This window comes from Devosia sp. Root413D1, assembly GCF_001425235.1.
Taxonomy (GTDB): domain Bacteria; phylum Pseudomonadota; class Alphaproteobacteria; order Rhizobiales; family Devosiaceae; genus Devosia_A.
Window position 1 is genome coordinate 33,394 of record NZ_LMEA01000001.1, and the last position, 23,799, is coordinate 57,192.

23 protein-coding genes, 1 tRNA gene and 1 pseudogene are annotated in these 23,799 nt (G+C 60.0%); 15 read left to right on the forward strand and 10 right to left on the reverse strand.

The window, feature by feature from the left end:
- Nucleotides 1–24 precede the first annotated feature (24 nt).
- Entirely contained in the window at nucleotides 25–1,218 is a 1,194-nt protein-coding gene (locus ASC89_RS00190; protein ID WP_055993649.1) for an NAD(P)/FAD-dependent oxidoreductase, read from the forward strand.
- Nucleotides 1,219–1,239: 21 nt separating this feature from the next.
- Here ASC89_RS00190 and ASC89_RS00195 read toward each other — a convergent pair whose 3' ends face one another.
- On the reverse strand, nucleotides 1,240–2,133 hold the full coding sequence (locus tag ASC89_RS00195) for a LysR family transcriptional regulator ArgP (protein WP_055993652.1): 894 nt from the start codon (nucleotides 2,131–2,133) through the stop codon (nucleotides 1,240–1,242).
- A 73-nt stretch (nucleotides 2,134–2,206) separates the two neighbouring features.
- Here ASC89_RS00195 and ASC89_RS00200 point away from each other — a divergent pair, with 73 nt between their 5' ends.
- A complete protein-coding gene (locus ASC89_RS00200; RefSeq protein WP_055993654.1) occupies nucleotides 2,207–2,815 on the forward strand; it encodes a LysE/ArgO family amino acid transporter in 609 nt (202 codons plus the stop codon).
- A 3-nt stretch (nucleotides 2,816–2,818) separates the two neighbouring features.
- Here ASC89_RS00200 and ASC89_RS00205 read toward each other — a convergent pair whose 3' ends face one another.
- The 3 genes from ASC89_RS00205 to ASC89_RS00215 form a co-directional block, all read right to left on the reverse strand.
- Complete coding sequence (locus tag ASC89_RS00205) at nucleotides 2,819–3,265, reverse strand: hypothetical protein (RefSeq protein ID WP_055993657.1); 447 nt, start codon at nucleotides 3,263–3,265, stop codon at nucleotides 2,819–2,821.
- Nucleotides 3,266–3,646: a DUF6152 family protein gene (locus tag ASC89_RS00210; protein WP_055875479.1), complete on the reverse strand. Its 381-nt coding sequence runs from the start codon at nucleotides 3,644–3,646 to the stop codon at nucleotides 3,266–3,268.
- Nucleotides 3,647–3,721: 75 nt separating this feature from the next.
- Complete coding sequence (locus tag ASC89_RS00215; protein WP_055993660.1) at nucleotides 3,722–4,096, reverse strand: glyoxalase superfamily protein; 375 nt, start codon at nucleotides 4,094–4,096, stop codon at nucleotides 3,722–3,724.
- Between the two features lie 98 nt (nucleotides 4,097–4,194).
- Here ASC89_RS00215 and ASC89_RS00220 point away from each other — a divergent pair, with 98 nt between their 5' ends.
- The gene (locus ASC89_RS00220; RefSeq protein ID WP_055875473.1) at nucleotides 4,195–5,208 is read left to right on the forward strand and encodes a Gfo/Idh/MocA family protein; all 1,014 of its coding nucleotides are present in this window, start codon (nucleotides 4,195–4,197) and stop codon (nucleotides 5,206–5,208) included.
- A gap of 127 nt (nucleotides 5,209–5,335) precedes the next feature.
- Here ASC89_RS00220 and ASC89_RS00225 read toward each other — a convergent pair whose 3' ends face one another.
- Nucleotides 5,336–5,884, reverse strand: coding sequence for a TetR/AcrR family transcriptional regulator (locus ASC89_RS00225; RefSeq protein WP_055993662.1), 549 nt, complete (start codon nucleotides 5,882–5,884; stop codon nucleotides 5,336–5,338).
- Nucleotides 5,885–5,965: 81 nt separating this feature from the next.
- On the opposite strand from ASC89_RS00225, the gene ASC89_RS00230 reads away from it, so the two are divergent.
- From ASC89_RS00230 to ASC89_RS00275, 9 genes are all read left to right on the forward strand, one after another.
- Entirely contained in the window at nucleotides 5,966–6,997 is a 1,032-nt protein-coding gene (locus ASC89_RS00230) for an NAD-dependent epimerase/dehydratase family protein (RefSeq protein WP_055993666.1), read from the forward strand.
- A gap of 53 nt (nucleotides 6,998–7,050) precedes the next feature.
- A tRNA-Ala gene (locus tag ASC89_RS00235) sits at nucleotides 7,051–7,126 on the forward strand.
- Between the two features lie 15 nt (nucleotides 7,127–7,141).
- On the forward strand, nucleotides 7,142–9,124 hold the full coding sequence (locus tag ASC89_RS00240; protein ID WP_162247886.1) for a tyrosine-type recombinase/integrase: 1,983 nt from the start codon (nucleotides 7,142–7,144) through the stop codon (nucleotides 9,122–9,124).
- A 470-nt stretch (nucleotides 9,125–9,594) separates the two neighbouring features.
- Complete coding sequence (locus tag ASC89_RS28320; RefSeq protein ID WP_156384435.1) at nucleotides 9,595–10,452, forward strand: hypothetical protein; 858 nt, start codon at nucleotides 9,595–9,597, stop codon at nucleotides 10,450–10,452.
- Nucleotides 10,453–10,817: 365 nt separating this feature from the next.
- Nucleotides 10,818–12,392, forward strand: a complete 1,575-nt coding sequence (locus tag ASC89_RS00250; protein ID WP_156384436.1) for an AAA family ATPase — start codon at nucleotides 10,818–10,820, stop codon at nucleotides 12,390–12,392.
- A complete protein-coding gene (locus ASC89_RS28325; protein ID WP_156384437.1) occupies nucleotides 12,392–13,225 on the forward strand; it encodes a hypothetical protein in 834 nt (277 codons plus the stop codon). The genes ASC89_RS00250 and ASC89_RS28325 overlap by 1 nt, the downstream gene beginning before the upstream one ends.
- 151 nt (nucleotides 13,226–13,376) lie before the next feature.
- On the forward strand, nucleotides 13,377–13,949 hold the full coding sequence (locus ASC89_RS00260; protein WP_055993680.1) for a recombinase family protein: 573 nt from the start codon (nucleotides 13,377–13,379) through the stop codon (nucleotides 13,947–13,949).
- Between the two features lie 79 nt (nucleotides 13,950–14,028).
- A complete protein-coding gene (locus ASC89_RS00265; RefSeq protein WP_055993683.1) occupies nucleotides 14,029–14,811 on the forward strand; it encodes a hypothetical protein in 783 nt (260 codons plus the stop codon).
- A gap of 560 nt (nucleotides 14,812–15,371) precedes the next feature.
- Entirely contained in the window at nucleotides 15,372–15,926 is a 555-nt protein-coding gene (locus ASC89_RS00275; RefSeq protein WP_055993689.1) for a hypothetical protein, read from the forward strand.
- Here ASC89_RS00275 and ASC89_RS00280 read toward each other — a convergent pair.
- Nucleotides 15,923–16,255, reverse strand: coding sequence for a helix-turn-helix domain-containing protein (locus ASC89_RS00280; RefSeq protein ID WP_055993692.1), 333 nt, complete (start codon nucleotides 16,253–16,255; stop codon nucleotides 15,923–15,925). The genes ASC89_RS00275 and ASC89_RS00280 overlap by 4 nt on opposite strands.
- A 57-nt stretch (nucleotides 16,256–16,312) precedes the next feature.
- Here ASC89_RS00280 and ASC89_RS00285 point away from each other — a divergent pair, with 57 nt between their 5' ends.
- Nucleotides 16,313–17,437, forward strand: a complete 1,125-nt coding sequence (locus tag ASC89_RS00285; RefSeq protein ID WP_055993695.1) for a hypothetical protein — start codon at nucleotides 16,313–16,315, stop codon at nucleotides 17,435–17,437.
- Nucleotides 17,438–17,898: 461 nt separating this feature from the next.
- Nucleotides 17,899–19,569: a DNA cytosine methyltransferase gene (locus ASC89_RS00295; protein ID WP_082533096.1), complete on the forward strand. Its 1,671-nt coding sequence runs from the start codon at nucleotides 17,899–17,901 to the stop codon at nucleotides 19,567–19,569.
- A gap of 6 nt (nucleotides 19,570–19,575) precedes the next feature.
- Here ASC89_RS00295 and ASC89_RS00300 read toward each other — a convergent pair whose 3' ends face one another.
- The 3 genes and pseudogenes from ASC89_RS00300 to ASC89_RS00305 all read right to left on the reverse strand — a co-directional run bounded on the left by ASC89_RS00300 (nucleotide 19,576) and on the right by ASC89_RS00305 (nucleotide 21,698).
- The gene (locus ASC89_RS00300) at nucleotides 19,576–21,228 is read right to left on the reverse strand and encodes a DEAD/DEAH box helicase (RefSeq protein WP_055993705.1); all 1,653 of its coding nucleotides are present in this window, start codon (nucleotides 21,226–21,228) and stop codon (nucleotides 19,576–19,578) included.
- A 12-nt stretch (nucleotides 21,229–21,240) separates the two neighbouring features.
- Nucleotides 21,241–21,426, reverse strand: a pseudogene (locus ASC89_RS28745) (HNH endonuclease); the annotation flags it as partial.
- The gene (locus ASC89_RS00305; RefSeq protein ID WP_055993708.1) at nucleotides 21,423–21,698 is read right to left on the reverse strand and encodes a helix-turn-helix domain-containing protein; all 276 of its coding nucleotides are present in this window, start codon (nucleotides 21,696–21,698) and stop codon (nucleotides 21,423–21,425) included. The pseudogene ASC89_RS28745 and the gene ASC89_RS00305, both read right to left, overlap by 4 nt.
- A 916-nt stretch (nucleotides 21,699–22,614) precedes the next feature.
- Between ASC89_RS00305 and ASC89_RS00310 the strand changes: the two genes are divergently transcribed.
- Nucleotides 22,615–23,397, forward strand: coding sequence for a hypothetical protein (locus ASC89_RS00310; protein ID WP_055993712.1), 783 nt, complete (start codon nucleotides 22,615–22,617; stop codon nucleotides 23,395–23,397).
- On the opposite strand, the gene ASC89_RS00315 is transcribed toward ASC89_RS00310, so the two are convergent.
- Nucleotides 23,394–23,780 (reverse strand): hypothetical protein, encoded by a 387-nt coding sequence (locus ASC89_RS00315; RefSeq protein WP_055993717.1) that lies wholly within the window; start codon nucleotides 23,778–23,780, stop codon nucleotides 23,394–23,396. The two genes, ASC89_RS00310 and ASC89_RS00315, sit on opposite strands and share 4 nt — an antisense overlap.
- Nucleotides 23,781–23,799 lie beyond the last annotated feature (19 nt).

Genomic DNA, 23,799 nt, shown 5'->3' on the forward strand with positions numbered 1-23,799 from the left:
GCGGAAAACCGCCATCCCCACCCCATGCAAACCTACGACGTGATCATCCTCGGCGCCGGCGCGGCTGGCCTCATGGCCGGCATCGAAGCCGGCAAGCGCGGCCGCTCGGTGCTGGTGATCGACCACGCCAAGAATGCCGGCGAGAAGATCCGCATCTCCGGCGGCGGGCGCTGCAACTTCACCAATATCAACGCTACGGTGAAAGCCGGCCGCGACCGCTTCCTTTCCAGCAACCCGCGCTACGCCTTCTCCGCCCTGTCGCGCTACACGCCGGAACACTTCATCGCGCTGGTCGACCAGTACGCCATCCCGTTCCACGAAAAGACCCTGGGCCAGCTGTTCTGCGATGGCTCGAGCCAGCAGATCGTCAACCTGCTGCTCAGCGAGCTGAAAAAGGCCAGGGGTAACCTGCTGCTCGACACCGAGATCGACGGCGTCAGCCACGCCGACGGCAGCTTCACCGTGATGACCGCGAACGAAACGCTGATCGCCAAAGCGCTGGTCGTCGCCACCGGCGGCAAATCCATCCCCAAGATGGGCGCCACTGGTCTTGCCTATCAGCTCGCCACCCAGTTCGGCCTGCAGGTCACCGAGACCCGCCCTGCCCTGGTGCCGCTGACCTTCGAGCCGCGCATCCTCGAGCGCCTCGCGCCGCTGAGTGGCATCGCCGTCGACCCCACCCGCATTTCGGTGGGGAAGAAGAGCTTTGACGAAGCCATGCTCTTCACCCATCGCGGCCTCTCGGGTCCGGCGATCCTCCAGATCTCGAGCTACTGGCGTGAGGGCGACGCCATCGTCATCGACCTGTTCCCCAATGGCAACCTCGGCGAGATCCTCCGCGAGGCGCGCAGCACCTCGCCAAAACTGCAGCTGCAGACCGTCTTGTCGCAGCACCTCGCCAAGCGCCTCGCCCAGATGCTGGCCGAAGAGATCGGCATCACCACCATGATGGGCGACATGAGCGACAAGAGTTTTCAGAAGATCGAGGACTCGCTTCGGCGCTGGACCATCAAGCCCACCGGCTCGGAAGGCTACCGCACCGCCGAAGTGACGCTGGGCGGCATCGACACCGACGGCCTCGACTCGACCACCATGCAGGCTCGTTCCGTCCCCGGCCTCTACTTCATCGGCGAAGCCGTCGATGTCACCGGCTGGCTCGGCGGCTACAACTTCCAGTGGGCCTGGGCCTCCGGCTGGGCCGCGGGACAGGTCGCATAAGCCGAAGCCGGCGGACCACGCTCACTGCACCAACTCCTGCCGCCCAGCCGCCACCACGCTTCGCGTCAGCTCGGGCAGCCGATCCGCCGCGAACCGGCTCACCTGCCAAAACAGCGGCACATCCAGCGTCGCCCCAGGCACGATCTCAATCAGCCGGCCGGCACTCAGATGGCCCGCCACCAGTGACACCGGATTGAGCGCCCAGCCGATCCCCGCCACCGAGGCGTCGACAAAGCCCTGCGTCGAGGGCAGCCAGTGCGTCGGAAACACCACCGCCTCGCCGGTCACCTGCCGCACCCAGTCCTGCTGCAGCCGATCCTTGTGGTTGAAGGTCAGCGCCGGCGCTTGGGCCAGCACTGCCGCTGTCACCCCATCGGCGAAGTGGCGCGCACAAAACTCCGGGCTCGCCGTGGCCTGGTACCGCAGCACGCCCAGTGGGGTAACCCGACAGCCCCGCACTGGCTCGCCGAACGAGGTCACCGCCGCCAGCACCCGGCCGCGCTCCAGCCACTCCGCCGTGTGTCCCTCATCGTCGATGGCGATGTTGACGAGGTACTCACTGCCGCGCGTAAACGGCGCGATCGCCCCGAGGAACCAGGTCCCGACGCTGTCCGCGTTCGCCGCGATGCTGATCGTCACGCGCCGTTCGGTCTCCCCCCGGAGCCCTGGCATCTGCTGCATCAATTCGCTCTCGAGTACCCCGACATGCGCGATATGCCCGCAGAGCCAGGCGCCATTCTCGGTCGCCGTGCACGGGTTGCCGCGCTCGATCAGCACCACCCCCAGCCGCTCCTCGAGCTGCTTCACCCGTTGCGACACCGCCGAGGGTGTGACGTTCAGCGCCCGCGCCGCCCGCTCGAAGCTGCCTGTCTCCACCACCAGGGCCACCGCCTGCGCCGCGGGATAATCGATCATCGGCTTAGTTCCGCTAATTCCAGGTGATGAAAGTTAACTGGATTGAGCCAGCCGCGCCACCTACGGCACCTCCATGAATCTCCCAATCTTCTTCGCCGGCTTGAGCATGGGCCTCAGCCTGATTGTCGCCATCGGCGCGCAGAACGCCTTCGTGCTGCGGCAGGGCCTGCGCAATGAGCACGTCTTCGCCGTCAGCCTTGCCTGCGCCTTGTCCGATGCGGTGCTCATCACCCTTGGCGTCACCAGCTTCGGCAAGGTCGCGAGCTGGCTGCCCTGGCTCGATCCGGTGATGCGCTACGGTGGCGCCGCCTTCCTCGTCTGGTACGGGGCAAGGAGCCTGCTCTCGGCGCTCCGGGCCGGCAATGCGCTGAGCGTCGGCGCCTCGGCCGGTCCACGCGGTCTCGCGGCGACGCTGCTGGCCTGCCTCGCCATCACCTGGCTCAACCCGCACGTCTACCTCGATACCGTGGTGCTGCTCGGCACGGTGTCGACCCAGTTCGCCGGCGCCGAGGTCTGGTTCGCCTTGGGCGCCATCCTCGGCTCGTTCCTGTTCTTCTTCGCCCTGGGCTATGGCGCCATCTGGCTGCGCCCGCTTTTCGCCAGGCCCGAGGCCTGGCGCCTGCTCGAAGCCGTCATCGCGCTGGTGATGTGGGCCATCGCGCTCAATCTGCTGCTCGGCTGAACCTCAGAGCACGAACCCCAGGAACCGCCCCACCAGCAGCACCGTCGGCCATAAGACGATCGACACCCCCGCCAGGACCCGCCTGGCCCCCTCGACCCTCAGCAGGCTGAAGGCCAGAAAGTTCAGGCCCGCGACAAAGATCAGCCCGAGCTTGATCCAGAACAGCGGCATCCCGGCATAGTCCGTCGCTCGCACCGCGAACATCAGCGCCCCGGTCAGCACCGCCAGCCCGAAGCCACCCAGCGCCACCCGCCGCAGCAGCCGCACGAACGGCTGCTCGTCGATGCTCCGGATCACCCCGATCACCCTGAGATCCATCAGGATCACGCTGGTCACCAGCCCGCCCACCGCCAGGATGTGCAGCGCGTTGACCACCGGATAGGCAAAAAACGAGGTCTTCAGCGCCTTGATCAGCGCCAGCTGCTCGATACTGCCGAGCAGCGTCTCCACCTAGTTGGCCGGCACACGGGTGGGATAGATATCGTAGGCCTTGCCGCCCACGGTGATGCGCACCGCCTTCATCCGCTTCTCGTTCGGATCGAGCGACCGATTGCCCAGCGCCACCACCTCATCGCCCGGCTTCACCGTATCCTCGGTGAACCCTGAGGCCATGGTTGGTCCCGGCGGCGCCAGTTCCACCCGCCAGACCACGCCCTCGACCTCGAGGTCGAGCGTCGCGTGCGGGTTGCCGACGAATACCGATTTGACTGTCCCGGTGAGTTCGAAGAACCCCTCCTCGGTCCACGCCCAGCCATGGTGCGCCAGCGCCGGCAGCACCGGCATCGCTATGCCGAACGCCGCAACCAGCAGCAGAATGCCACGTCTCCTCATCGGAACCTCCCTTGGGGCCCCCTGCCAAACTGGCAAACAGCCTATGCCTGTCGCCGCCTCGCGACAACGGCTCGATCAGGCGCTATCCGCCTCGGCGAACGTGATCCGGTTGCCGACCGGATCGATCACCGTGCATTCGAGCCCGCCCCATTCAGGCCGCTCCAGCCCAGGCCGGTTGTTCTTGTAGCGCTTGGCGATCAGCTCCGCCTGCAGCTCGGCGACCCCGGTGCAGTTCACCCGTACATGCACGCCGGGCGAGCCGTCACCATGGTGCTCGGAGAGGTGCAGCACGATGCCATCCCGGCTCACCTGCATATAGAGCGGCATTCCCGGCTCGAACCGATGCTCCCAATCCACCGTGAAGCCCAGCCAGTCGACATAGAACTCCCGCGCCTTGATCTCATCGAACGAGCGGAGGATCGGTACGGTCTGCAGATAGGTCAGCGTCATCGGGTTCCTCCTTGTTTGCAGCGCCAAAACTCGCGGAAGTCTTATGGCAGCGACGCTGTCCATCCGCTACCAATAGGGCAACTTGAGGGAGACACATCATGGCTGAAAAGAAGATTCGCTGGGGCATCCTCAGCACCGCCAATATCGGGCTGAAGAAGGTCACCCCGGCGATCATGAAGTCGCCGCTGAGCGAAGTGGTCGCCGTCGCCTCGCGCGACGTGGCGAAGGCCGAAGCGTACATCGCCGAACTCGGTTTGACCGGCAAGGCCAAGGCGCATGGCAGCTACGAAGCTTTGTTCGCCGACCCCAACGTCGACGCCATCTACAATCCGCTGCCCAACCACCTGCACGTGCCCATGACCCTGGCCGCGGCGAAAGCCGGCAAGCACGTGCTGTGCGAAAAGCCGATCGCGCTCAACGCCAAAGAGGCCGAGCAACTCCGGCAACTGCCCAAGAACATTGTCTTTCATGAAGCCTTCATGGTCCGCCATCACCCGCAGTGGCTCCGCGCCCGCGACATCGCCCGTTCTGGCGAGCTCGGCGAACTCCGCACCGTGCGCGGCATCTTCGAGTATTTCCTCACCGACCCCAGCAATGTGCGCAACCAGGCCGATATCGGCGGCGGCGGCATCTACGATGTCGGCTGCTATCCGATCACCGGTTCGCGCTTCCTGTTCGAGGCGGAGCCGCAGCGCGCCGTGTCGCTGGTCGACCGCGACCCGGTGATGAAGACCGACCGCCTCGCCTCGGTGATCCTCGATTTCGGTGGCGGCAAGCAGGCAAGCTTCGTCTGCTCCACCCAGTCGGTCAATCACCAGTCGCTCGAGCTGATCGGCACCAAGGGCCGCGTCGAACTGGTGATCCCGTTCAACGCCCCGGCCGATACCGCCACCGCCATCATCATCGACAACGGCTATTCGCCCGATGGCCACCTCAGCCGCCGCGAGATCATCCCGCCCTGCGACCAGTACACCGAGCAGGCCAACGCCTTCTGCCGCGCCATCCTCGACAACAAATCGCTCGAATGGGGCGTCGAGGACTCCATCAAATCGATGAAGGTCATCGACGCGGTGTTCAAAAGCGAAAAAACCGGCGCCTGGGCCACCGTCTGATCCAGGCTCGATCTCTCCTCATCTCCCCCTTGCGGGGGAGAAAGCGATTTCTAAGGCTTAGCGCCCGTCGCTAAGCCTTAGAAATCGCAAGAGGGGGGACGTTTCGGGCACAGACTCTCCGCGCCCCCTACCCTCGCACCTCCGGCCCCACCAGCCGCTCCACCAGCAGCCGAATCCCCGGCCCCACTTCCCCTGGGCCCCGCGCCTTCCGCTTGATCCCCCAGGCTGCATCGAGCAGCAGCCGGGTCAGTAGTTCGGGCTGTCCAGCCCCCGCTTTCCGCAGTTCCTCAGCCACCATCGCGTCGATCACGTCCTCGGTCGCCCGCACCTCGGGCCGTACCTTTTCGTGCTCGTCGTAGAGTTCGTCGGCGTGCGGCGATTGCCCCAGCAGCCGATCGATCGCCTCGTATTTGGCCGACAGCGCCGCTGCCAGCCGGGCCACCACTGTGCCCTCGCCGGTGAGCGCCGCCACGAACCGCTCGTGCAACTCCACTATCAGCTCGGCGACGATCGCCTCGAACACCGCGTTCTTGTCGCCGAAATATTTGTAGAGCGTGGGCTTGGCCACTCGTGCCTCGGCCGCAATCGCCTCCATCGAGGTGGCGCGCAATCCTTGCCTGAGGATCAGCCGCCGCGCCGCCGAAAGGATCTGCTCCCGCTTGTCGATCTCCGCCACGCCGATTTTCCTTCGTCGATATCTTGAACGAACTGAACGATATTCGTACATATCGTTCAGTTCAACGGAGGGATACCCCAAATGTCCGACCAGCCTGACCGCGTCCTCGTCACCGGCATTTCCGGTTTTCTCGGCGGCCATGTCGCCCTGCAACTCCTCGCCCAAGGCTACACCGTCCGCGGCTCGTTGCGCAGCCTCGAGCGGGCCGAAAAGGTGAGGAAAACCCTCGCTGCCCATGGCGCAGACACCTCGCGGCTGGAGTTCGTCGCCCTCGACCTCCTCGCCGACAAGGGTTGGGCAGAAGCGATGTCCGGCGTGCGCTACCTGCAGCACGTCGCCTCGCCCTTCGTGCTCGAAATGCCCAGGGACAAGAACGACCTGATCCGTCCTGCCGTCGAAGGCACCCGGCGCGCCGTCACTGCCGCCTTCACCGCCGGCGTCGAGCGCGTCGTCGTCACCTCCTCGATTGCCGCCATCGCCTATGGCCATGACGACTACAGCCGCACCTTCACCACTGCCGACTGGACCAATCCCGATAGTCCCAAGGTCAGCGCCTACGCCGAATCGAAGCTGCGTGCCGAACGCGAAGCCTGGGCTGTCGCCGACAGTTTTGGCGCCCGCGACCGGCTCGCCACCATCAATCCCGGCGCCATCCTCGGCCCGCTGCTCGACGAGGATGTCGGCACCTCGGGCCTCCTCGTGCAGCGGCTGCTCAACGGCTCCATCCCGGCCGCGCCGAAGATGAGCTTTTCCATCATCGACGTCCGCGACGTCGCCGCCGCCCAGGTGGCGGCCATGACCGCCCCCGGCGCCGGCGGCAAGCGGCACATCCTCGCCGACCGCGAGATGAGCCTGTTCGAGCTGGCCACCGCGCTCCGCGCCGCGCTGCCCCAGGTCGCTGCCCGCGCCCCGCGCTTCGAGCTGCCCAACTGGGTGGTTCGGCTGATCGGCCTGTTCGATCCGCAGATCGGCTCCAACACCGCCGAACTCGGCCATGTCAGGCGCGTCGACGGCAATAGCGGCCGCCTTCTGCTCGCCCGCCCCACCATCCCCGGGCCCGACGCCGCCGTCGCCACCGCCCGGAGCCTCGTCGCCCAGCGTCTCGTCGCCTGAAAAAAGGACTGGTCCTCGGCGCGCGGATTGGCTAATAAGCGCGCCATCGAAGCGGGGCTGTAGCTCAGTTGGGAGAGCGCATCGTTCGCAATGATGAGGCCAGCGGTTCGATTCCGCTCAGCTCCACCACTTCGATCTAGAGCGTTGATCCCGCTCAAACCCTCTGAAATCCAAACGTTTTCTGTCCTCACTGCTCCACAACCCTGCTACACATTGGGTATGGACGACATGGGCAAGTATCCCGGCCTCGTGCTTCGCGGATCGGTTTTCTACTATCGCAGACGCGTCCCAGAGGACGTGCGGAACGGCATTGCCGCGAACCGAGAGCGATGGAACCGGCTATCAGTGAACCCCGGTGCACCGCTCCACGACTGGCGCGAGCTACTTCAAGAAGACGGAACGGTACGAGGGGTGATCATTCGGTCACTCAAGACCGGCGAGCGACCCGAAGCGGAGCGGCGCTATCTCGCCACCGCCAGCAGCATCGCCAACAAGCTAGCCGAGATTGTCGCGCGTATGTCAGCGGAGGAGCCCATCGCAACCGACGACCACCTGCGGGAAATCGCCAGCAGATACTACTCCGACAGGACAAGGGGCGCTGAAGCCGAGTTTGGGGCCCTCACAGCCGACCAGTCGCAAATCGTTGAGAACTGGCGCGAAGACCTTGCGGCCATCGCGAGCGGTAGCGACGTTTTTAGGAGGGCCCTTATGTCACGCGCAGCAGGGCTCCTCTCAGCGAGCGGGTTCGTTGCTGACGCGCACACCTCTAGCACTCTCGGTGGCTACCTCATGAAGGCCGAGCGTACGTTTCTAGAGCAGCAAATCTGGGAGTGGGAGACCGAGCAAAACATCTGGGACCGAGATCAAGAACCGGCGGAGCGACCTAAGGTGGCCGCCCTGCTCGCCCAATCCGAAGGTTCACGACCTGACGTCGCGGCCGCCCCAGAACGAGTGCCTCGGCCCCCTCGGCGACTTGTCTCCATGCGGGATGTCTACAAGCGCTACCTTGTTCGGAAGGCCACTGCAGATCGGCATCACAAGACGCTGGGCAAATACGACTACGTATGGCGCCTCATCGAGGACTGTTTCAACGTGGACAAACCGATGTCCGAAATTTCGCGCGACGACACAAGTCGTTTCGAGGATATCTTGCGACGCCTGCCGCCCAACTGGCGGAAAAACAAGCGGCTTAAGGGCCTTCGTGCGCCGGAGGTTGCCGTCGAAGCTTCTCGCCTTGGCATGAAGCCGATTGGTCCGAACACCCTGTATGGCTACCTCTCTAACCTGTCGGCGTTCTTTGCATGGGCCGAAGCCGAGGACTTTGTAGAGAAGAACCTCGCACACGGGCTGGCTGAAAAACCCACGGGCAAGACGGCCCCGAGCCGGGTGAAGTTTGAAGACGACGACCTCTCAATCCTCTTCGGCGCAAACTACCGGACTGAGGCGCGCAAATATGGTGGCCTGAAGCCGCCTCCGCCCCCGGATGAGTTACCCGATGATCCTCGATACTGGGCTCCCATAGTGTCTCTGTTCACAGGCATGCGACTTGCCGAGATATGTCAGCTTACTCGCAAAGAGGTTCGGGAGTTTGACGGCGTCCCTTGCATCGTGACCATGTGGGATGTCAGCGACGAAACCGACTATGACGATCGGGAGGAAGACAAAGTCGTTCGGTCGATGAAATCTGCGGCGGCACAGCGGGCAATTCCGCTGGTAGATGAACTCCTTCGTCTGGGTTTTTGGGAGTTTGCTAAGCGCTTGCCAGATGGCAGCAGCGCCCGGCTGTTTCCAGCGCTCAAGCCAAATAAGCACGGTTACATTGCAGCGCCCATCTCGCGCTGGTTCAACCGGTACAAGGCGACTGCTGGTGTCACAGACACGCGCAAAGTCTTCCATAGCCTGCGGCACACCTTCCGGAGCGCAATGGCCCGCGCTGAGGTCAGTCATGACATAGCTGTGCGTGTCGGCGGATGGTCATCACGCGGTTTGTCTGACCACTACGGCAGATCGGACAACTTGGTGAAATTGGCGCACCAGCAACTGAACCGTATACGGTATGAGAGGCTCGATCTGTCGCACCTTTATCCCCCAGCAATTCCACAAATCGAACTGTTAAGAGAGATTTAGTTCGATCCTTAATCCTCCCGCGCTAAGGCTATGCAACTTGGTATTTGGGACGGCATAGTACTGGCATGCAATCAAGTACCTCCCTCTCTGAGCGTCAAAAAAATCCATGTCTGAGTTTGGTCCGTTTCACAGGAAGAAGGCTCCCAAGCAGCGATACGATGATGTCTTGAAGCAGGAGGCCTCCAGCGAGATTTGGGGGAAACCACTGAGGCTGGGCGGCTTGTTCCCTAAGGTGAAGGCCTACAGCATGCCGCTATGCTTCGGTATTGCTGCTGGAATAGAGTGCGCGGACGGTGAAGGCATCGAGTTCGTCACGGCAGTCCCACCCTCAGAAGTCCTCCCCAATGGGGTGGTATACTGGACATTGGGAGAGACGCCTGTTCCCGGTCTCCGAAAGATCGATGACGAGACAATTGCTCTCACAGTCACCATATCGAAGGTTGTATACAGCGAACGAGGAGAGAAGCCCAATGAGCCTCAGCGAAACGCTCCTGTTCATCCATAAGCCGATCGCCGACATCCTTAAGAGTGCCGGACCGGCCTCCCACGCCGCTAAGTTCGAGATTGATGGCGAAACTGCATACCTATTTGAAGGTGCAAGCCCCGAGACAGCACTGTTCGGGCTGACGGCTGATCCGAACGCTCCGAAAGGCCACTACTGGACCCAGCTTCTTCACCGAGAGAGCAAGAATACGAGAGCCCTAGCCGCAGCCTTGCAGGCCTTGGGCGTAGGCAAAGAAGAAATCGTATCTGCCACAACCGGGAGCGGAGTGCCCATTGTCGATGTAGCGGCCGTGCGCGAGTACCTGAGTGAAGCCCCAAGGGCGGACAGTCGTCCAATACCCGGTCAAAGGACGGTCCAGAAAGGACCAACTAATGACAGTGAATGGGTGGTGATTGACGCCGCGCAGCGACCAATAGCTGACTTAGCCAAGTACGTCGCAAGAGGACTGAAAGTAGGGGAAGCGCCGAGCCGATTTGTTTTGGTAATTAACTTCAGAATGGTCAAGCAGGACAAAATGTGGGCTGACAAAAATTGGAGACCTCTGAGGAAATGGCACCGCGCGGCAGATGGCACGAAGACATTTAGCAGAATAAGACGACCTATCCGCCCGGTGCTTCTCAAGCTAGCGCTGGAACGCATACATGGCCGCAGGGTCTCAAGCTATTGGAGGCATGTCATTGTACTCTACGATGATGACGTTTCTTCGGTGAGCGAACGGCTCACGCGAGCAAAGACGCTTTTGGTTGGAAATACCGCAACTGCAACAAAGCTGCAAAAGCTCACGCACGCATCGGTTTCGGTATCAAAAGAATTGGCCGCGTGAACACCCTACCGATCTGAACAGTCCGCCCCTGATCTCCTCATGGCGGGAGACAAAGTGCACGTTGCAGTTGTCGATGTAGGATCACCGGCAAAAGGCAACCTTGGCTGGTGGATTACCGGTCCGGTTGTCGAATTGGGATCGAAAGCCGCTGCGACCGAAGGAAATACTCGTCTTCTAGGCATTTGTTTCTGGAGGTCTCTCTGACGGACACGCGGCGGACGCTCGGGCCGAAAAACAGGTGACCATATTGAAACCCGGTGGTGGCTGACCACCTCCGGTAACTCAGGCAATACAGAGCGACGGGCTGTGCACAACAACGCGATGTATGTAGATAGTGCGCCAGCGTCAGACCACAGGGGCCTCACTTGCGCATCTTCGTTCAACCGCCAGCCCGGCGTCCCTCGCGGGTTCAGGCCGATGACGCCCTGATACTAGTTGGGAACACTTGGAACGACTACGGATACCGCACCTTGTATGCGGCGTTCCGACAGCTTGGCCAGTCATTTCACGAGATCGGAAACGTCAAAGTTCTGTCGAGAACTCAGAAAGTCGGCGAGGTTCCGCTGCCACAAGAGGAACTGCCGGGTGGCATCCTGCCGGACGAATACATCTCGCTGGGCAACAGCATCGATTATTACGAGCGCCTCATCGAGATGGGCGCCGAGTACGCCGTTGAAGTTCTTGCAGCGCTGAAGGACGCGACGCGGGATGAGAGCCTGAGAACCTCGTTCTCCGACGTTGAGGCCTATGGCGTTTCCCTAAATCGCGATCGATCTGATGCCGAGACGTTTTATAGAGAGGCGCGAAACACCATTGAGAGTGGCGGCCCCCTACCTCAGGAGGCTGGTTTCGAGTTTGCCTTTACGCCGGGGCCGGACGGAGAACCGATCCGGTTTGAGTTTGGCTCTGGCCACATAGGAGGGTTTGGCGATCCGGGTCCCTCTCGTCGCGTGGCCGTGCTTGTCGGCGCCAACGGCGTTGGAAAGACCCGCCTCCTAGCTCAGATCGCCCGCGTCGCGTACGCGGCTCCAAGGGACCGGGACGAACTTCGAGATGAAGGGGTCATTGACGGTAGCCCAGCTTTCCCGAGCATCGTTGCCGTTTCTTACAGTTCTTTTGATGACTTCGATCCCCCGAGGCTAACCGGGGATGACCCCTTGCAGGTGGCTAGGCAATTACGTGAGGGTACAGGACGCTACACCTATTGCGGAATACGCGATGTAGCTGCGAAATTTGAGAACCCTGACGAACCGACCCGGCTGCTCACCCCAGACCAACTGGCAACGCTGTTTGCAGAACGCATTGAAACCGTCAGGTCGCTAAATCGATGGCCGATGCTCACGAGAGCGCTCTTGCCTGTATTGTCGGAGCCTTCGTTCCCATTGGGCTTCGAACGCGGGAGCGTCCCTGCAAGATTTGTCCTTGACCATTTTCTGGCGGACGACCCACGAAAGGTCTTCGGACTGCTGTCTAGCGGCCACAAGATCGCTATGCATCTTCTGGCAAGTCTAGCCGCTACGCTGAACCGGCGTGGTCTAGCGTTGATTGATGAACCGGAAACACACCTGCACCCGCCGCTGCTAGCGGCCCTAATGACTGGATTGCGCAACATCCTCGATACCCTTCAGTCTTACGCGATTGTTGCCACGCATTCGCCCGTCGTTGCGCAAGAAACGCTAAGCAGTCAGGTCTTGATCATCGGGATTGGTGGAGCCTCTAAGGCAACGCGACGCCCGGACATAGAGACTTTCGGCGAGAATACGGGAACGCTTACCAGAGAAATCTTCGGCCTTCACCCGGACGCAGCCGACTACACCAAGGTGCTTGACCAGATGGTAGCGACCTATGGGAGCATCGAAGCCTTGGAGGCCCATCTCGGCGCACCGCTGTCAGGACAGGCTCTAGCTTACGTTTCTTCTGCTATCGCCCGGCGGTCCTAATGCGCACTCTCGATTTTCAGGCGGCAGGCGTTTCGCCGCCAATGGAAACACTGGATAAAGCGTTAGGTCCGGGCAACGAACTCAAGGGACGGCCACGAACACTTATTGAGCGTCTCTTCGAGCGGTATCTCAAGTGCCTTGGAAGACCGGACTTGGTTCGAAAGTCCCGCTACTTTTCTGGAGCGCCCGGAAAGCCGATCGAGACCGCCTACCGCCAGACATACAAAGGTAAACGAATTTACGGGGTTCGACAGAGCTTGCAGAAGCTCGTCGGCAATCGCTGCCCTAGTTGCGGAGGCTCAAGACCTACCGAGCTAGATCATCATCTTGCTAAGACCGACTATCCCGAGTTCTCAGTATTGCCGATCAATCTGGTACCGTACTGCGGCGGGTGCAACGGGAAGAAATCAGATCGGCAAGTTGCCGATCCAGAGAAGGCCTTCATACACCCGTATCTCGACATAGTCCCGGACGTCCCATACCTGACTGTAGCCATTCAACAGAACGCTTCGGTGACCGCCCAGATCGCCTTTGATGCGAATGCAGCGCTGGGCAGCGACCTACTTAAGAAGCGAATGGCCCATCAGTTCGAAACCGTCGATGTGCCAACCCAGCTTGCGTCTGAGATCGTTGAGTTCCTCGAAGAGCACGCTGACAACATTGCGGGCGCAGGTTTGCCAGATGGCGCCCCCGTGTCGAGCTATCTTGCTTCGACCGCTGACAGAGTGGCAGCACGACTTGGTCATTCCTTTTGGAAGGTTGCCATCCTGAGGGCGTTGGCGGCCGACGCAGTCTTTTGTGCTGGCGGCTACAAGGCGCTGCTCAAACCTTAGAGCGCGGCAACCTTTGAGCGCGGCGTCTCAATGGGGCGGGGTCTTACGGGATCAGCAATTAGCTCGAATAGCTGTCCCACATGAATGTCTCATTGCCTTTTGCGTGCATGTCTCTATACTTCTAAGAGTTCATTGAGACAAGAAGTGACCTATGGCACTTGTGGGGTATGCACGAACTAGTACGGCGGAACAGGTCGCTGGGCTGGAGGCCCAAATTCGGGACCTGCGCGCTGCAGGAGTTCAGGAAAATGAGCTTTTCGTGGAGCAGGTGTCTTCCGTCGGTCAACGCGGCAAACTGTCAGACGCAGTGCGCTTCCTACGGAGAGGTGACACCTTTGTGGTCACCAAGCTCGACAGGTTGGCTCGCTCAGTCGTCAACCTTCAGGAAATTTTGGACGATCTAGCCGAGAAGGAAGTTGCACTTCGTATCTTAGATTTCGGAGGCGGGGTTGCCGACACGGGTTCGGCTCAAGGCAAACTGATGCTGAACATCTTCGCATCAATAGCCCAGTTTGAGCGGGAGATAATGCTGGAACGTCAGCGCGAGGGCATCGCCAAAGCCAAGGCTGACAAGAAGTACAAGGGCCGCGCCCCCACGGCGAAGCGGAAGTCGGACGATGTGCTCAGGATGTCCAAGGAGGGCATCGGCGCGTCCGAGATCGCTAAGCGTTGCGGCATTGGCCGAGCGTCCGTCTACCGAATACTAAAGGAAGGGGCCGCCTAGCGCCGTCGGGCTGCCAAGCCTTTCTAAACGAACGATCGTGCATAAGAGAACCATCGTGTTCTCAGAAAATCGTCTAGCTATGACCGTCGCCCAGCATGTGAAGGATGCCGTCAACCTGACGGCCACGAAGTTGAAGGAAAAGTACCCCGAAACTTACGATAGCTGGCGCAACATGAAGCAGCGCGCCAAGGACGAAGGTACCCCGGTTCACCCGGATTTCGAGGACTTCGATAGCTTCTTGGTCCACATGGGTCCCCGCCCTAGCCGGAAGCACACCGTGGACCGCAAAGATTACGGCGACCCCGAGTACTCCCCTGAAAAATGTCATTGGCTCGACAAGGCAGGGCAGGCCAACAATCGGTCAACTACCCTATGGCTTACGGTGCAGGGAGAGACGAAGTCCCTCATGGACTGGGCCATCGCCACCACTCAGAAGCCGGACACGCTGCGGAGCCGCCTGAAAAAGCGATGGACGCACGACGAAGTCGTCTACGGCAAGAAGTCCCGCAATCGAGAGCCCAGCGCTGCCGTAACACCACACAAGAGCCAGTTTCCGTGGCTGTCGCCTGAACGGGCGGCCAAGTACGAAAGGGGCTATCGGGATCACACCGAGGGCCTGAGCCCCCGACCCACCCCATATGAGTACTACCTTCGCCGGCTCACGAACGCGTTGCGGCGACTAGAGATGGACATCACTTACTATCGCGACCTCCTGCGGGTTCCCGAGCTTACCGATCCTCTGCTCCCCCAGCCGACCCCTGAGGACATACTCCCCAAGATTGAGTGGATGGAACAACAGAGAGACCGGTTCACTGCCGAGATAGAGCAGGCTCATAGTTTTCAAGTCCGGAAGGCTGATTGATCCTAGGGACCATCAAGCCGGGGCCAATTTGGCGCCACGGCAGGTGTACGTAAATGCGAGTGACCGTCAGACTGCTCTCACTTGTGGAGCGGGAGCGACGGGTAATGGTCGGCCGAAGAACCAACTTGAAGTATGAGCCCAAGCTCACGTGGGAGCAGGTCAGCGCCATTCGGCGGGACTATCGCTGGCACTCACGGGAGGCTGGATGCGCAGCGCTGGCCAAACGGTACGGCGTAAGTACCAACACCATCCACAAGATCATTCGAGGCAAGGTTTGGCGTGTGCGGACCGGCGACGGCAACCAGTCCCTACCCCAACTGCGCAGACCTAGCTGGAAAGCTCTTGCCGTTGTGGATCAGAAGATCGACGGACATCTCGCGGCCCTGATGCGGCTGGTTCAGTAAATTGCAAAATCACCCCGCAGGGGGGCCATTGCAATTGGGCCTACAACTCGCGGAAAATGCTGACCTGCAATAGGAGTTTCCTTCGAGGTCGCGTCTCGTGACACACTGCTAACACATTGATTTTGCATCATAATGTCTATGAGAGAGACATTCTGGATGCTGGAAAAACTGGGGCGGGTGCGGTTGTCCGAGCACTTCTACCTCCGCCAGTTCCTCTACTCTGAGATTGGCGCAGCGTTTGGCATACCGAATGTGCCGGACCACCCAGACCTAGCGATTGAGACAGGCACACGCCTCTGTCAGGACGTGCTGGAGCCACTTCAACGACTGGTCGGCCCCATCGTGATCCGATCGGGATTTCGATCGGCTCGATTGAACGCTTTCGGTGCCAAGCACCGGCTCAAGTGTGCAGCGAATGTCAAAAACTACGCCCGCCACATCTGGGACCATCCTGATGCCGATGGCCACAAGGGTGCCGCTGCCTGCATCGTTGCACCCCGGTTCAACGACCTCCATTCCGGCATCAGCGGTAAGACCGCACTCGCCGAAGTCATAGACGCTCGCATCGACTACCACGCACTGGTGTTCTTCACCCACAACGCGTTTACGATCGGGTGGCACGAGCGACCAGTTCGAAGCATCCGTCCCAGTCATCTCGATCCGCGCCAGACGTCAGCGCAGGAAAGCGTAGATGACGCGTCACCTCCCTAGTCCGCCCGAACCACCACACGGGCCAATTCGAGACACAGGGCGAGTTGCCGGTCGGACATCTGACGAGCCAGCGTGAGCAGTTCGGCAAGGGCCTTCTCCTGCTTTGGCGTTGCACCCTGCCCTTCGAAATCGAAGAAGTCCCGGAGCGGTACGCCCAGCACCCTTGCCAGCCCCTCCAGTGTCTCAAGATTGGGAAGGCTTATGCCGCGCTCAATCGCAGAGATTGTGTCGATACTGCGCTCAAGCTTCGCGGCAAGTTCACTCTGGGAGAGACCCTGCCCCCTCCGCGCCGCCCTAACCCTAAGTCCAACCCGCTCACGAATGTCCATGCCGCAGTTTGGCTACGGATCGTTGGGACGAAATGGGGGTAGACTACGGTTTTTTGGATGCTACCGTATCAGCGCTACGACTATGATTTAGCTTTCGTGGGCAAGGGCTTGTGGTGCCGAACGCCGCAGGAGCCCACCCTCGCCGAATTGCGCACAAACTCTTGGGAAGCCATGTCAACAGCCCTCGCCGTACTCACACTCATTTTGATCGTCGCCTTCATCTTCGGCATCGCCCTCGGTCTGTTCTTTCGAGGACGCAGGAAACGCGGCTGGCTGATTGCCGCAGGGAGCTTCGTCGCCTTCGTGGCAACCTTCAACGTTTCCATGTCCGTCGTGGATCGCGAGGCTGTAGATCAGGGGTTCCTCAGTGCGTCTGACAGGAGTGCGGCGAAAGCGGCCGGTTACTCTGATCCCGCGACTTGGCAAACGAAGCGCGCCGAGGTCGCTTCCGCATCGGAGAAGAAGTCCGAACCGGTGGCCCCCACCGAGATCGAGCAGGAGATCACCGAAGTGGTCGCGGTGGCAGCGAGCAAGTTTGGGACCGACGCGCTGTCGGCCTATTGCGACGGGTACCACAAGACGATCGCCGTCATTCGCGAGGCCGACGACAAGTTTGGCATCGAAGGCACCGACGAGAAGATGGACTGGATCAATGAACGAGATGAAGCGATCGGCAGGCAGACAGAGAAGGCCATTGGCGTTCCTGCCACGGAGTGGCTGGCGATCGCCAGCGCGGAGCGATGGGACCAACGCTGCGAGGGACTAGCGCGCGGCTGGCTGCTGATTGAAGACGCCGACCTTCTTGCTGCCGGGGATGGGGACGCCCACGTGGTCACGCGCGCCCTTCAGGCGGCGTATGAAGGCAAGGTCAAAGCGGGTTCCGGTCTGCCGTTCTCCAGATACCGCTCTGCGACCTGCAACTGGAAGGAACTTGAAGGGTACCACTTCGCCGCGTGCACGCTGACCGGAGGGCAGAACGGCTTCAGGAGCGATCCGTACCTCTTTTTCGTCGGCAGCAAGGCTGGTGCCCCAGTGATCGTTCCTCTCGACAACGATCACATGACTGAGCCGTCCTATCGCGACATCGACACAAACAAGACGGTGGTGCCGGTGGGCTGGTATGTGGGTCCCCAACCCTTCATCCCTGTACCGTACACTCAGATAAGGGCCCTGTTTGAGTAGGTAACGCTGAGCCGACAAATGTCCGAAAACGTCGAGACATGGAAAGCCCGGCTCACAGGCACGCCAAGCCTCATGCTGGGTTGGTCAACGGCGGAGGGGAAGGGAAACGAGCTTTCCTACCTCTTGCTGCCGGTCGAGTTCATAGCTCCGCGCGGTAGGAGTGTTCCGGGCGTCCTGTCGATCTTTGCAACAGATGTGCTGGATGCGGCGGATGCTGGACTGATCGCAGATGGCCCCGGTCCGGGGAAGACGGCAACTATCGCTACGACCCGAGCGCAGTTCTCAGACTTGGTGGGGTTTGTTCAAGCTGGTCGAGTTGGCGACTTTCAATTGCATGCGCAGAACCCCCGTGGGCGGGAGCGCCAACTCGTTAGCTGGTCGGTTGCAATTGCCTTGCGGTAGGCCCTCGGCCATAGCAGGTGCGCAAACGCCGCCTATAGATCTATGCAACCACCCGTGGCATGGTCTATGCCTGCTTCGGAAAGAACGCGGGGGCGAGGCGGTTGCGAGCCATTGATGTGTATTCGGGTGTCGGCGGCTGGTCTCTGGGCCTGCGCCTTGCCGGTATCGATGTTGTCACCTCGTACGAATGGAGAGAACACGCCAACACGACCAACCGAGAGAACAACCTTCATCCCACCGCCACAGTAGATGTTAGAACCGTTGACCTAACCTCCCTTCCCGCTGGCATTGACATCGTAGTGGGGAGCCCGCCCTGCACCCAATTTTCTCTCTCGAACCGAGGAGGCCAAGGAGACATTGGTGATGGGTTGGTGGACGTTCGGCGCTTCTTCGAAATTGTCGAGGCTACGAACTGCCGATACTGGGTCATGGAAAACGTCCCTCGGCTCGCCTCAATCATTCGTCAGGAGCTAGCACCCAAGGGGCGACTGGCGCGGTTCGGCCGATTGCGCCATGACATTCGCGTCTTCGACCTAAATGAGTTTGGGCTACCGCAGAAGCGGCAACGATGCCTAGTCGGCAACATCGACTTTGACCTACTCTCAACATACGCGGGAAGGCTGCCGGCACGAACGCTCGGCGATGTCGTTGCGGCGCTAGCTCAGGACCCAGTAAAGGATCCCCTGTACGGCGTCTCGGTAGCGAGGGCTTCGCTGAGGGACCACGTTCAAGAAGCCCCCCTCGACGCCGAGGAAATGCGGATCAACCGGGCCGCTAAGCGGTTGCATACGATCTATAACGCGATGCCCTTTCCTGACCGGCTAGATCGCCCATCGAGAACAGTCACTGCGACGTGCACCCGCGTCTCACGTGAGAGCATCGTCATTCAGGACGGCTCCGCTGGCACACATAGGCGCCTCACGTTGCGTGAGAAGGCGTCCTTGCAAGGATTTCCCATTACCTTCCAGTTCTTCGCGGATCGCCACGCCCACAAGGCGGAGATGATCGGAAATGCGATGCCACCACCTTTCGCCTATCTGATCGGAAAGGCGATCTGCGGCGTTCCCGCCCTGTCGCTTGTTCCCGTCTCAGACCATAGTGAAAAGCTTGCCCTACCCACCGCCGCGCCGCCGCAGACGTCGCCGGAAACAAGTGGCAGGAAGTACAGCCTAGACCGACGCTTCCGGTTCGCTATTCCCTCGCTCCACTTGAAGAGCGGTGTTCGCTTTGAACTCAGGAATTACACCTTCAGGGAGCCTTGGTTTTGGGCGATGGAGTTCTACTTTGGGAGTTCCAAGCACATACACAGCATTGCAATGTCCTCCGACGTGCTCGGGCCCCTCCTGCCAGCCGGAACCGACGGACTGACGCTGGCACTCGCTACAATTCGCAGCGACATTTCAGCGATGGACATCGATCGCATGCAATCGGTGTGGAGCCGTAAGGGGCCCGGAGGCACTTGGCCGTTCGCCCTTCTGGACTACCTCTCGGATGCGGCCGAGACCCTGCACGACTTAACCAGCGCTACACCGGATGGACTGTCTCTCAAGGCGATTGAAGACGTTCTCTGCCGACAGTTTGGGAGCACGTTTGGAAAACTCGTAGGGATCGAGAAACTTCGGCGAAATGCCCAGAGAGTGCACGCCGGATTGATACTGGGTTCAACGGTCAATGACCTGCTGGTCCCCTCGATCGCACCCATGGAGCAGAACCAAGCTCAACGAGCATAGACGCGCCTAGCTCTCCCCAGTGAAAATCTTCTTCACTTTGCCCCAAGTTTCCTCGGGAAGCTGCCGCATGATCTTCAGCATCTTGGCATCGCCGCTAGCGAGGATTTGCCTCCGAACGGTGCCTGCCATTGCTTCCCCCTCTTGAACGTCGTCTTCGTCAATGTCCATGCCGCGAGAGATCGCGCCAAGCCGGAGCGCTTCGTCCAGCGTCAACGTGAACTCGGTCGCAAAACTGTGTCCACAGTGCTGACACTGCTTGGCACTGAGTTGATTGAGACCACCGCAGTCCGGGCAGGGCTTGAACTGCTGCGGCCGCTTCGGGAACTCGTGCCCACACGCCTCGCACGTGGTGGCGGCAAGCGGAGCCTCGGTTTCGCAGATCGGACACTTTTTGGTCCTCGCGGGCCCTTCGTCCTTCAGCGCCTTGGGGGACATCTCGTCTTCGACACGACGAGCATATTCCTCCAGTGTGTTGAACGATGGCATCACAACGTACGCACGGGTGTCATCGTCGGGGCCAGCCGACCGCACGACACGGCCGATGCCTTGTCGAAAGGCGAGTTCGGTCAAAGCATACGGGAGGTAAATCAGAACCCGCAGACGTGCAATGTCCACCCCTTCGCTGATCATAGCGACGGATACTAGCCATCGCTTTTCAGTGTGACGAAACCCATCGATCTTGTTCTCCACGTTCGGCGTATTGTGGTGAACGAGCACGGGCCTTTCACCCTCGATCCGTTCGATCAAATCGACCATGTACTCTGCGACGTCGATGGACGGAGCAATCACCAGCCCACCTGCCGTAGGCATGCGATAGCGCAAGTCGCTCAACTTCTCGCTGGCCCATTGAACCATCGTGCCCTGATAACCATCGACCCTTGGCAGCGTCGTCCCGACGTCGTACTGCGGCGTGCACGCCAGCCGATAAAAGTTCAGAGCCCGCTGTAGGCCGGGTATTCGCTTAAGGGTGGGCGTTAGCTCGGTTTCGCTCTGGCCAGAAACCAAAACCTTCTCGCCATCTTCAAGATCGACTGTGAACTTGCCCTCGTGCCTATGGAAGGTCGCTGGGCGGCAATAGTCCAGATCAACAGCCTCACCGTAGGTTAGGGTGTAGGTTCCACCCTCGGGAAAGTCGATCGCCCCAGCGTCATCGTAGGCAAGCCACAGCGACTTCTGGCGATCAGACCTGATGGGTGTCCCGGTGAGAATGAGGACATACTTGGCCTCCGAAAAGGCACCCGCCGCTCCCACACCCCAAGCTGCCTCTACGGCTGCATGATGATGCTCGTCACAGATGACGAGAACCCGAGAGTTGCTGCAGAGGGCTTGGAAGGCATCCTGAAGGCTCTGCACCGCCGCCCACGTGGCACACACGTCAAGATCGACCTGCTCGTCTGCGCCCGTTACTCGGGCCATGAACCGGCCTGTTACTTGGTGAAAATCCTTAGCCCACTGGCGGACCACCTCCACTCGGGGCGCGATGACAACCACACGATCGATTAGCCCCATGTCAATGAGGCTCTTGGCAATCACGCAAGCCGCAATCGTCTTGCCCGCCCCCGGCGCGGCGTTGATCAGGAAGTGCCGGTCTGTAGCATCCTCGACCAACCACTTTAGCGCTTGCTGCCGAGCTTTGCTCTGCCATTCGCGTAGTTGCATTACGGCTGATCCCTTCTTGCTATTGCAGTCGGAACATAGGGCCTGCCCATTCAAAATGAGCGTCGGGCCGCCCTTCGAAAAAGGGAGTACGTGATCAGCATGAAAACTCCTGCCGATCTTCCTGCCACATATGGCGCACTTTCCCCCACCCGTCAGCCAAAGGATAAATCTCTGACGCTTAGAGAATAGCCGCCTCACCTGCTGATACGATACTCAGTCAACATGATCTCGCGGATAGGAAGGTTCGGCGGAGGCTTGAGCACCGCGTGTTTGTTAATTCGAACCATCGCCGCAGCGTAGGCGATCTTCCTCGTATCGACTACGAAGCCCTGACCTCGCAACTCATAGACAAGCTCGGGCAAATTCGACAGGCCGAAAAGGACCAACGCTTCAAGCCTTGTAAGGGGCTCCCCCGATAGCAGGTGCTCCTTTGCAGCTAGAGCGATCCCGTTTACGTCTGATACCGCCATTCTGGCCCCAACAATCTTTCCACTCGCGTCCGCAGATACCTAATCTGATCCCCGCCCACGTTGTCTAGGGACCGAAGGAAACGCCCTTCATACTCCAAAATTTGCCATCCGCCGTCGCTCATGGCGCGATCTACGCTAAGCCTATCAAATGAATTGCCGTCCCGGGGATCGGCAAAATATGTCAGAGATGCTGTCTCATCCGAATAGGCGCGCACTATTTCATTGGCGAGCCTTAGGAGGTCACCTGAAGCAACGGTTCCCTTAACCGATGCGCGTAGTTCTAAGTAGACCTGCCTTACAAGTGCGGGTTTATTCATTGTGCCCCCGTCCAACATGAACGTGGGGTAAGGACCGCCAATGGTCAAGGTGCTTGCAAATACGTGCGCTTCTTTACCCTGCCACGCGCTGCGGTTCTTAGCCGTTCCGACTTTTACTGGGCCTTGGAACGAAGTACCGTTGGCACTCTATCGCTTGATAGGCGCAGCACCTATCTGCTACACATTAGGTGGCAGCAGCGTCGCAGAGCGATTGATTTTAAAAGGTAAATCTGGCTCAGCGGAGCGTCCGCTCAGCTCCACCACTTCGATTTCCGTCAAGGACTTAGCTAGCGGTTTTGCTTGGTGGGACAACCAAGTAAGACATTGGCTTTGTTCAATCCGAACTACCTTCAGCGTTCTAGCCACCGCGTTTCCACTTCCGCTGGACGCTGCCCGCCTCGGTTACGGCTCTCAAACCAGCTCGATTCGACTGTCGCTGAACAATCGCTGTCCCACCGCCCATCGGTGATCCAGCAGTTCCGTGCGTTTCAGTCAATTGTGGATGCCGCGACAATAGAGCAAACGAACGGCGACGCTTTCCATCGCCTTGACTTTGAAAGGAGCAATCGTATCGTTGCCCCCCGGACGAGGGGCAAATAATGACGCAACCGCAGCATCAACGGCACAGCGGCTGGCGCAACTGGCTATGCACGGCTGCGGTCGCCCTGACTGTCATCGCAAGCTCCGCGGTGTTTGTCTTCGGTCAGTATGCATACGTGTCGAATGGCGTTCTGTTCTGGACGACGATCGCCTCTATTGTAGCCTTGTCGTTCTGGTCGAGCTGCATGGAAGCCGCCTATTCGACGATCAATAGCGATCAGAACCCCGTCGCTGAGAAAGCCACAGCAGAACTCGACGCGCTTGGCCAGACCTGGGTACAGACCACTGCGGAAGCGGGAAATGCCGCCGCCATGACCAAGAAGACCGTCAAGGTTCTGGCACAACTCCAGGCGCGCCGGAACGTCCTGGTGGGGCGACATCGAATGGCCAGCGGAATCGATCGCGCGGAGATCGTTGGTGCCTTTGCATCCCTTAGCGTCCTGCTCAACCTATCCTTGGGCATTGTTTTGCCGATTGCGTTAGCGAGCCAAATCGCCCCTACTTTGGTGATCGACCTCACCGCCATTTATGCGTGGCTTCAAAGTTACCTCGTCCTGCCACCCGGCATTCCAATGAAGTTCGATCTGACGAGCCAAAAATCGTTGGTCTTCGTCGCGACGACCGTTCCCATCCTCCTCGCCGGAAAGATCATCCCAAAGACAATCGGGTTGAACTCAGCCGGGTTTTGGATCGGAAAATTCTCGGGACTCGCAAGGATCGTCCAAGTCGCTCTTGGCTGGATCAGCGTCGGCACCAGTTGGGTGTTCCAACCTAAAAGTTAGCCTTGAAAGAAAAAGAGATCCCGGAACACGTCATCTGGGCCCTTCCGACGCATGACAGAGGCTCCCTGAGCTTCCACCGTTATCAACGCATCGGACGTCAGTTTGAACGCCTTGTCGTCGAGCGTGAAATTGAAAACCTTCACCTCGCGTCCCGGATTGCCGTGGGATGGAATCGTGCGTAGGTAAACGGAGCCGCCAACACCGTTGCCGGACACAGTGTCTTCGTTGATAACAGCTTGGGAAATATCACGATAATCGATCGTAATATTCTCGATCTGAATGGACCTTCCATTCGGATGCACTTTGCCTTCCGGTACCAAGTGGGTTACGGGCCGGGAGAATGCGCTGGTGAGATCACGCTTCCTGCCAAATGAAAACTTCATGGCCCGCTCGGTCCTTCGA